Source organism: Microcoleus sp. Pol10D4, from assembly GCF_036701555.1.
GTDB lineage: Bacteria > Cyanobacteriota > Cyanobacteriia > Cyanobacteriales > Microcoleaceae > Microcoleus.
On the sequence record NZ_JAUBRA010000128.1, the window covers coordinates 1 to 7,384 of the forward strand.

The 7,384-nt window shown below is 43.2% G+C and carries 10 protein-coding genes; 9 read left to right on the top strand and 1 reads right to left on the bottom strand.

What is annotated here, in order from left to right; all coding sequences use genetic code 11:
* Positions 1 to 42 precede the first annotated feature (42 nt).
* Entirely contained in the window at positions 43 to 495 is a 453-nt protein-coding gene (locus QUA36_RS30315) for a TenA family protein (protein ID WP_445301469.1), read from the bottom strand.
* Between the two features lie 288 nt (positions 496 to 783).
* On the opposite strand from QUA36_RS30315, the gene QUA36_RS30320 reads away from it, so the two are divergent.
* The 9 genes from QUA36_RS30320 (at position 784) to QUA36_RS30360 (ending at position 7,311) form a co-directional block, all read left to right on the top strand.
* Positions 784 to 1,746, top strand: a complete 963-nt coding sequence (locus tag QUA36_RS30320; RefSeq protein ID WP_333164416.1) for a glycosyltransferase family 2 protein — start codon at positions 784 to 786, stop codon at positions 1,744 to 1,746.
* Between the two features lie 84 nt (positions 1,747 to 1,830).
* The gene (locus QUA36_RS30325; protein ID WP_333460053.1) at positions 1,831 to 2,436 is read left to right on the top strand and encodes a glutathione S-transferase family protein; all 606 of its coding nucleotides are present in this window, start codon (positions 1,831 to 1,833) and stop codon (positions 2,434 to 2,436) included.
* A 219-nt stretch (positions 2,437 to 2,655) separates the two neighbouring features.
* Complete coding sequence (locus QUA36_RS30330) at positions 2,656 to 2,871, top strand: hypothetical protein (protein WP_333454366.1); 216 nt, start codon at positions 2,656 to 2,658, stop codon at positions 2,869 to 2,871.
* Positions 2,871 to 3,131, top strand: a complete 261-nt coding sequence (locus tag QUA36_RS30335) for an ion channel (RefSeq protein ID WP_333460054.1) — start codon at positions 2,871 to 2,873, stop codon at positions 3,129 to 3,131. The genes QUA36_RS30330 and QUA36_RS30335 overlap by 1 nt, the downstream gene beginning before the upstream one ends.
* A gap of 475 nt (positions 3,132 to 3,606) precedes the next feature.
* Positions 3,607 to 3,879, top strand: coding sequence for a hypothetical protein (locus QUA36_RS30340; protein ID WP_333460055.1), 273 nt, complete (start codon positions 3,607 to 3,609; stop codon positions 3,877 to 3,879).
* Positions 3,880 to 4,441: 562 nt separating this feature from the next.
* Positions 4,442 to 4,759: an HPF/RaiA family ribosome-associated protein gene (locus QUA36_RS30345; protein WP_333460056.1), complete on the top strand. Its 318-nt coding sequence runs from the start codon at positions 4,442 to 4,444 to the stop codon at positions 4,757 to 4,759.
* A 165-nt stretch (positions 4,760 to 4,924) separates the two neighbouring features.
* On the top strand, positions 4,925 to 6,079 hold the full coding sequence (locus QUA36_RS30350; protein ID WP_333460057.1) for a baeRF7 domain-containing protein: 1,155 nt from the start codon (positions 4,925 to 4,927) through the stop codon (positions 6,077 to 6,079).
* Complete coding sequence (locus QUA36_RS30355) at positions 6,079 to 6,246, top strand: hypothetical protein (protein ID WP_333460058.1); 168 nt, start codon at positions 6,079 to 6,081, stop codon at positions 6,244 to 6,246. Before QUA36_RS30350 ends, QUA36_RS30355 begins: the two co-directional genes overlap by 1 nt.
* A 264-nt stretch (positions 6,247 to 6,510) precedes the next feature.
* Positions 6,511 to 7,311 carry an AI-2E family transporter gene (locus tag QUA36_RS30360; RefSeq protein WP_333460059.1) on the top strand — a complete coding sequence of 267 codons (801 nt, stop codon included), beginning with the start codon at positions 6,511 to 6,513 and terminating at the stop codon, positions 7,309 to 7,311.
* Positions 7,312 to 7,384 lie beyond the last annotated feature (73 nt).

The following is a 7,384-nucleotide window of genomic DNA, read 5'->3' on the forward strand; positions in this document are numbered from 1 at the left end:
TTGAATTCCTTGACGGGGTAGATTCATATATCTCTTTTTTTGTCAACTTCTAATACTGTACCGACGCTCTAGCTGCTGTCCCAAAAAAGCATACAACCGCAAGCAAGGAGTCATGGCGGCTACTGTCAAACCTACACCACTCCCCCAGGCTGTCGCTAATAAAAAATCTGTGTAGCGGCGGGTAGCGATTCCCGGTTTTGCCTCTTGCAAGTTTACACGCCATTTTGCTGCATATCCTTGATGCAAACGAAGTTCTTCTAAAACACCGCTACCGAGATTGTGGAGGATTTCAAACCCCTCCCAGTCGGGTGCTTTTGCCGCAGCGATACTGTAAGCGCGAGCGAAGGCTCCCAGAAAAAATGCGTCTTGTGCAACGTAATATGCAAAACTATTTTGGGGCAGGCTGCCTTCAGCAATGCCTCTGACAAAGGGATGTTGCAGACAAGCTTCGCTTAAGTCTTGATTTGCTTGCCAAAGATAATTTGAATTTGTCATGCAATTTTGAATCTATGGGTTATGATAGTGATTTTTAGATACGACTCAACATCTATGATAACAGAGATTTTTACTTTGTTTGGGTCAGTTTTAGTTGACATTTGGTTTTTCGTACTTAAGAAACTTGATAAGTTTGGCTAATGCTCTTTTGTCGGATACTGTTGCCAGGTTCAAGGAGTGAGATTACGTGCCAACTTTATAACTTGAATCCACCCATGTCTTGAAAAAATAAATGGTTGATTTATTTAAACTAGCATTTGCAAACTCTATTTAATCACCTAAAATTCGATGGACTATACACCTAAGTATTCCTTGGTAATTCCCATATATAACGAAGAAGAAAATTTAGCGGAATTGTATCGGCGCATTAGTGCCGTGATGGATCGAATGGACGGCCTAGTAGAATTAATTTTAATCAATGATGGCAGTCGCGATCGCTCTCTAGAACTTTTGCGAGAATTGCACGAAAAAGACTCGCGAATTTGTTACCTCAGTTTGGCCCGCAATTTCGGTCATCAAATAGCTGTAACTGCTGGTTTAAACTTTTCTAGCGGTCAAGTTGTAGTCATCATGGACGGCGATTTGCAAGACCCACCAGAGCTAATTATAGATATGGTAGAACAGTGGCAGCAGGGCTATCAAGTTGTTTACGCTCAACGCACTCAACGCCGTCAAGAAGGTTGGTTTAAGCGGTTACCAGCTTATATGTATTATCGCATTTTGCGCCATCTTGCTGATGTTGATATTCCGATAGATACCGGAGATTTTTGTTTGATGGATAGGTGCGTGGTAGATGTACTCAACGCCATGCCAGAACGCAATCGTTACATTCGGGGACTGCGGGCTTGGATTGGTTTTAAACAAACGGCGGTTAAGTTTGAACGTGATCCGCGTTTTGCAGGCGAGGTTAAGTATACCTTCAGAAAATCTTTAAGTTTGGCGATGAATGGTTTAGTCTCTTTTTCAAAAGTTCCCCTCCGACTTTCGATTTATATGGGGTTATTTGCTGCATTTATATCTGTGTTAATGGCTTTTTTGATTTTGTATTGGCGGCTTTTTTATCCAAGTTCTGCCTTAACTGGTTTGACAATTGTGATGATGGCTGTTTTCTTTTTGGGTGCGGTGCAGTTGGTGAGTATTGGGATTTTGGGCCAGTATATAGGGCGTATTTACGAGGAGGTGAAGGGCCGCCCGCTTTATACGCTGGCAGAAGTGGCTGGTTTTGGCGATCGACACCGATCGCCAAAATAATTTTAGCAAACAACGGTTAACTCATCGTGCCTACATTATCTAATTTATGAGATAATTTAACATCATAAAATCTTCTCAAGACTCATGTTTAAACTTTACGAATATTCCCCCTCTGGCAATTGCTATAAAGTTCGCTTGCTCTTAACTCAACTTAATATTCCCTTCGATCGCACAGAAATTGATATTCTCCAAGGAAAAAGCCGCACACCTGAATTTTTGGTCAAAAATCCCAATGGCCGCATTCCGGTGTTAGAAATCGAACCGGGTAAATTTCTGTTTGAATCGAATGCGATTATGTTTTACTTGAGCGAAGAAACTGAGTTTTTCCCCACGGATAAATTTGAACGGGCTCAAGTCATGCAGTGGTTATTTTTTGAACAGTACAGTCACGAACCTTTTATTGCTACTTCTCGTTTTTGGTATTTGACAGGGAAAGCTGAAGAATATCAGGAAGCACTCCAACAAAAACAAGCACCGGGTTATGCTGCTTTGGGGGTGATGGAACAGCATTTAGCAGAAAATGAGTTTTTTGCGGGCGCTCACTATACTATTGCTGACATCGGTTTATTTGCTTACACTCACGTTGCGGGCGAGGGCGGATTTGACTTAACCAGATTTCCAGCTATTCAAACTTGGATAAATCGAGTAAAAAATCAACCTCGATATATCAGCATTACACAATTAAATTAAATTTCAATGAGGCTAAATATACTATACGTCTAGAACATTACCGTCACATTTATCCGTAGCCTAAAGTAATAAGTGGTGCGCCTTAAATACTAAAATTTTACGGGGCTGTAAAACACTCGTTAAGCGTATTGCTCAGTGAAAACTAGCTCGAAGTTGAGTTGATCTGGCTGCTCTTCCTCTGTGTCGGCAATGGTTAGTTTCGACGCAAAGCAGTTGAGAATGATGCCTCGAATCAGCGATACTTCGCCTAAAGGCGATCGCCTTTATATTGTATTCATCCCGGTGGTAGTGCGATTGTCTCGACTTTTGGGAGTTTACCGAGCGATCGAGTGCTTCAGCAGACATACTCTAAATCTGAGAGAGGTTTCGCCTTTCCTAATGGTAGTGCTGGCATTAATGACTATGGCACGGCGCTGTGGTTGGCGGGAATGTTGATGAGTACGATCGACTCTGATTACTTCCCGAAGACACCCCAAGGGCGGGTGCTTTGTTTTTTGCTGGCGTTGTGTGCGATCGCGCTATGTGGTTATTTGACAACAACGCTAGCCACATTTTTTGTGAGTCAGGATGCTGAGAGCGATCGAACAGAAATAGCGGCTACACAATCAATTCAAGCTCTGGAAACAGAAATTACTGCACTGCCAACAGAGGTTCAAGCCTGCTTCACGAAAAGGTTTAGGCCTGTGAATTGCTGACCTTGGATTTGAGCATGAGGTCGATCGATCTCGATGCGATACTAGAGAAACGATGATGTCTGTCCAATTATAGATGACCTTTTACTCTAAACTATTCCAACCGAGAGATGATATTTAAAATTTTGAATTTTACTATATAAATACCATCTAAAAACTCGCAAAAGAAACCTTTAAAAGGATGGCTAAAACAAGCTGAATAAATTAAAGATAGCGAGGTCCAAAAAACTTGATTGAGGATAAATCCCATATTTAACTGTTCAATAATCTTGACAGTTTTTTTATGGCTCAATGGCTAATTTTTTAGGACTTTGAGCCACTGTGGATAATTAAATCAATGTCATCTCCAGTCCTGACTTGCATTTAATTCGAGTTTTTTATGATCCTTGCCCTCTAAAGCTTGTAGTATCTTTCCTAAAAAGGCCCGCAGTATTGAATGTTAACCTGGTTCTATTTATTACATTGACACGAGAAACTCATGGAAAGCACATTGTTCGATCGCACATTCCGCGACAGCGAAGGCCAAATTGTTATAGCTCAGATGCCAAATCTACCACTGAGTGTCGGGATTGTAGCTAGTTTATTAACGCTCATTGTTACAAGTGGTAAAATTAATTTAGGGTTGCAGATAGTAGGCTTTGGGTCTTTGTTTACTTGGGCTTGGCAAGAATTATTTCAAGGCGTTAATTACTTTCGTAGAGCATTAGGTCTGATTGGGCTTGTCGGTCTGATTGCATGGAAACTTCAATAATTAGGTAAGCATAAATCAAATCAATAAGGTATATAGCACTTCTCAGTAAAATGAGGTAGAGTGGGTAATTGGTAATTGCTAATCGCTCGTCTGCATACCTCACTTTTTTGAGAATCGCTATATATTTTTTTATTCTGTTGATTGGGTTGAGGCACGAAATCCTACCTACTAATAAAGAATTTTGCCGAAGTATTGGAAGCATCCAAAAGACCCCAAAAGGAAACTCGTAATTTGTAATTCGATTCGTAATTCGTAATTCGTAATTCGTAATTCGTAAGCAGTAGTGCAAGCACTATGATGGGAATGCAGACAGTGAGAATCGAAAAATTTGGACAAACCTATGCTGAAAGGCGGATTTTAATTGTGCGATCGCTTGCTATGGGTTAAGCGTGTAACTATCTACCTTTGAGTAGGCCACTTCGGTCACTGAAAGGTCGATGATAGTAAGGGAACGAGTTGTCGAGCAAGGGTTGATTAAACCGATCGGCACGATGCTGTATGCAGGGAAAAGGGCGCTAATCGCAGCAATCCCATAATACAGCTATTAGAAGAGGATAGACACATGAAAGTTCAGCTCAACACTGATGCCAACATCGAAGGCAACGAGGCGCTGTCTCAACAGGTCGAAGCCATAATTAACAACACTTTAGATCGCTTCAGTCAGCATATTACACGGGTGGAAGTTCACCTTAGCGATGAGAACAGCAGCGAGAAGTTTGGCGCTAATGATAAACGCTGTTTGATCGAAGTCCGTCTCGCTAACCATCAGCCAATCGCAGTCAGCGATCATGGCCAGATATTGCAGCAGTCCATCAGCGGTGCTGCCGAGAAAATGAAAAAGTTGCTAGACACTACTATCGGAAAGTTGCGCGCTCGCTAAGCGACTAATCTTGACCACATCTCTGAGGCCAACTCTGACCGTCAGGGAAGTTACTCTCCGAAATTTCTCAGGACAAATCAGAAAACAGCAGATGTCCCAGAAAAGACATTCAGCCTGTCCTACCGCTGATAAAAGCTTGAAAGAAACATTGAACAAAGGTACAAAATGAATTTATTAGCCCTTGATGAATTAACAACTTTAGCCACACAATCAAACTCAACCTGTATTTCGATCTACACGCCAATGGAGCGTTTAGGAGCCGAAACCCAACAAAATCCAATTCGGTTCAAGAATCGGGTGCGGCAAGCCGAAGAACAATTGCTGGCGATGGGAATGAGTGAACAGGATGCCAAAGAGTTGCTGCAACCGATTCACGAGCTAGATACCTATGAATTCTGGCAGCATCAAAGCGATGGACTAGCAATTTTGCTATCTCCCAATCACTTCCGCTACTACTGTTTGCCGATCGCCTTCCCAGAATTAACGGTAGTTACTGATCGCTTTCATCTCAAACCATTGCTGCAACTGTTGTCTGGAGATGGGCAGTTTTATATTCTGGCACTAAGCCAAAATCAAGTTCGATTGTTTCAGGGAACTCGTTATCACGTCAACGAGGTTGAGTTGACTGATGTACCCACCAGCATTGCAGAAGCATTGCAGTATGACGATCCAGAAAAAAGCCTGCAGTTTCATACGGCCACCTCACAAGGCGGCAGTGGTGGCGATGGTTCTGCCATATTTCATGGACAGGGAGGCGGTAAAGATGACCACAACGATCGACTGCTGCGTTACTTCCGCAAAGTTAGCAACGGGCTAGAATCCTTCTTAAAAAACGAGCAAGCGCCGCTAATTTTGGCAGGAGTTGATTATCTCTTGCCAATTTATCAGCAGGCAAACACCTACGCTCACCTACTGCCCGACGGCATCACAGGCAATCCAGAAATGTTGAAACCGGAGGAACTGCATACAAGAGCGTGGCAGATTGTACAGCCTTATTTTGAGCAAGCAAAAGAAGCAACGATCGCCCGCTACCAGGAACTACAAGCCACCGAAAAAACTGCTAGTACGATCGAACAGGTTGTGCCGGCTGCCTATTTCCAGCGCGTTGAATCGTTGTTTGTTCCCGTTGGCGAGCAAGTTTGGGGGGTGTTCGATCCCGATGCGAATTCGGTTCAGATTCACGCTCAACATCAGGCAGGGGACGAAGATTTGCTGGATTTAGCAGCACTGCATACCCTCACCAATGGTGGTAATGTTTACGCCGTAGAGCCGGAAAATGTTCCTCAAGACAAGGCGATCGCAGCCGTTTTTCGCTACTGATGTCATACCCTCTTGTTGTGGCAAACACTGTCTTTAATGCTGGCTGGCGATCGGCAGCCGTGACAGATTCTCTTGCTACAACGGTTCATGCTGAGGCTTGGGCGCAAACCCCTTTCCCACCGATAGCTTCTCCCACCATACAATCAGCAGAAAGCCTTTTTTGCTGATGTCCTTGTGTCATGACAACTGCTCTTTGGGCCCGGAGAACTGTCGCTGAGAAAAAATCCCCCTACAGGCTCTACAATTCGTATCTTTAGGTAGAGGACATCGGTGTGTTTTTTATTTAATACTGCGGATGAGGAACGGTAGAGAATTTGACACGCTGTAATGGACAATCCAAAAATTAACACCAATCGGATGTCGGAACACCTGAACAATGCTCAACTCATTCGTTACCTGCTACTCTTGCGCTTGGCTGGGCGATCGTGCAGGTGTTGGCATATTTTGAAACGGTTCTGATTGTTTTTATTTTTGCAGCTATTCTCGCCTTTCTGCTGAATTACCCAGTCAAATTTGTATCTCGTTTCATCCCTCGTTGGGTAGCGGTTGTGCTGGTATTTTTACTTGCCTTGTTGATTCTAGGTGGGTTAATGGCAACGTTAGGATTAGCTATCATTTCCCAAGCACAGCAGTTATTGCAACAGGCTCCTCAATTTTTAGAGTCGGCGATCGCACTGTTGGAAACACTCCAATCGTTTCTGCAAAAGCGCAATATTACGGTCGATTTCAGCACCTTTGAGACACAACTGCGCGAACAAGCCCTCGGCATCATTGGCATGGATTTTTCCACACTGCAAAATGTGTTATTCAACTTGCTAGATGTGATTGTGATTGCGGTGGTTGGCTTCTTTATGCTGCTAGATGGTAAACGACTATGGAATCTGATCGTGAGGTTGTTTCCAGCCAGCTTACCCGATGATTTGACCAGGGCAATCCAAAATAATTTTCTGGGTTTCTTTTGGGGTAGGTTGCTATTATCAATCTTCTTGGGCATCTCTACCTTTCTGGTGTTTATTTTGCTGGATATTCCCTATGCACTGGTCATGGCTGCAGTCGCAGGCGCATTTGACCTGATTCCCGGTATTGGCGCAACGATTGGGATTAGCCTCATCTGCCTGATTATTCTGCCTCAAGGAATTCTGCTCAGTTTGAAAGTTTTAGTGGGTTGCATTGTCTTACAGCAGGTTGAAGAAAACTTACCCATGCCCCGTATTATGCAAGGCTCCATGTAATTGCTCAACCCCCTTGACAAGAAGACAAGATAGACATTAGATCAAAGAATGGAAAAACTCCCCGACCTAAAAC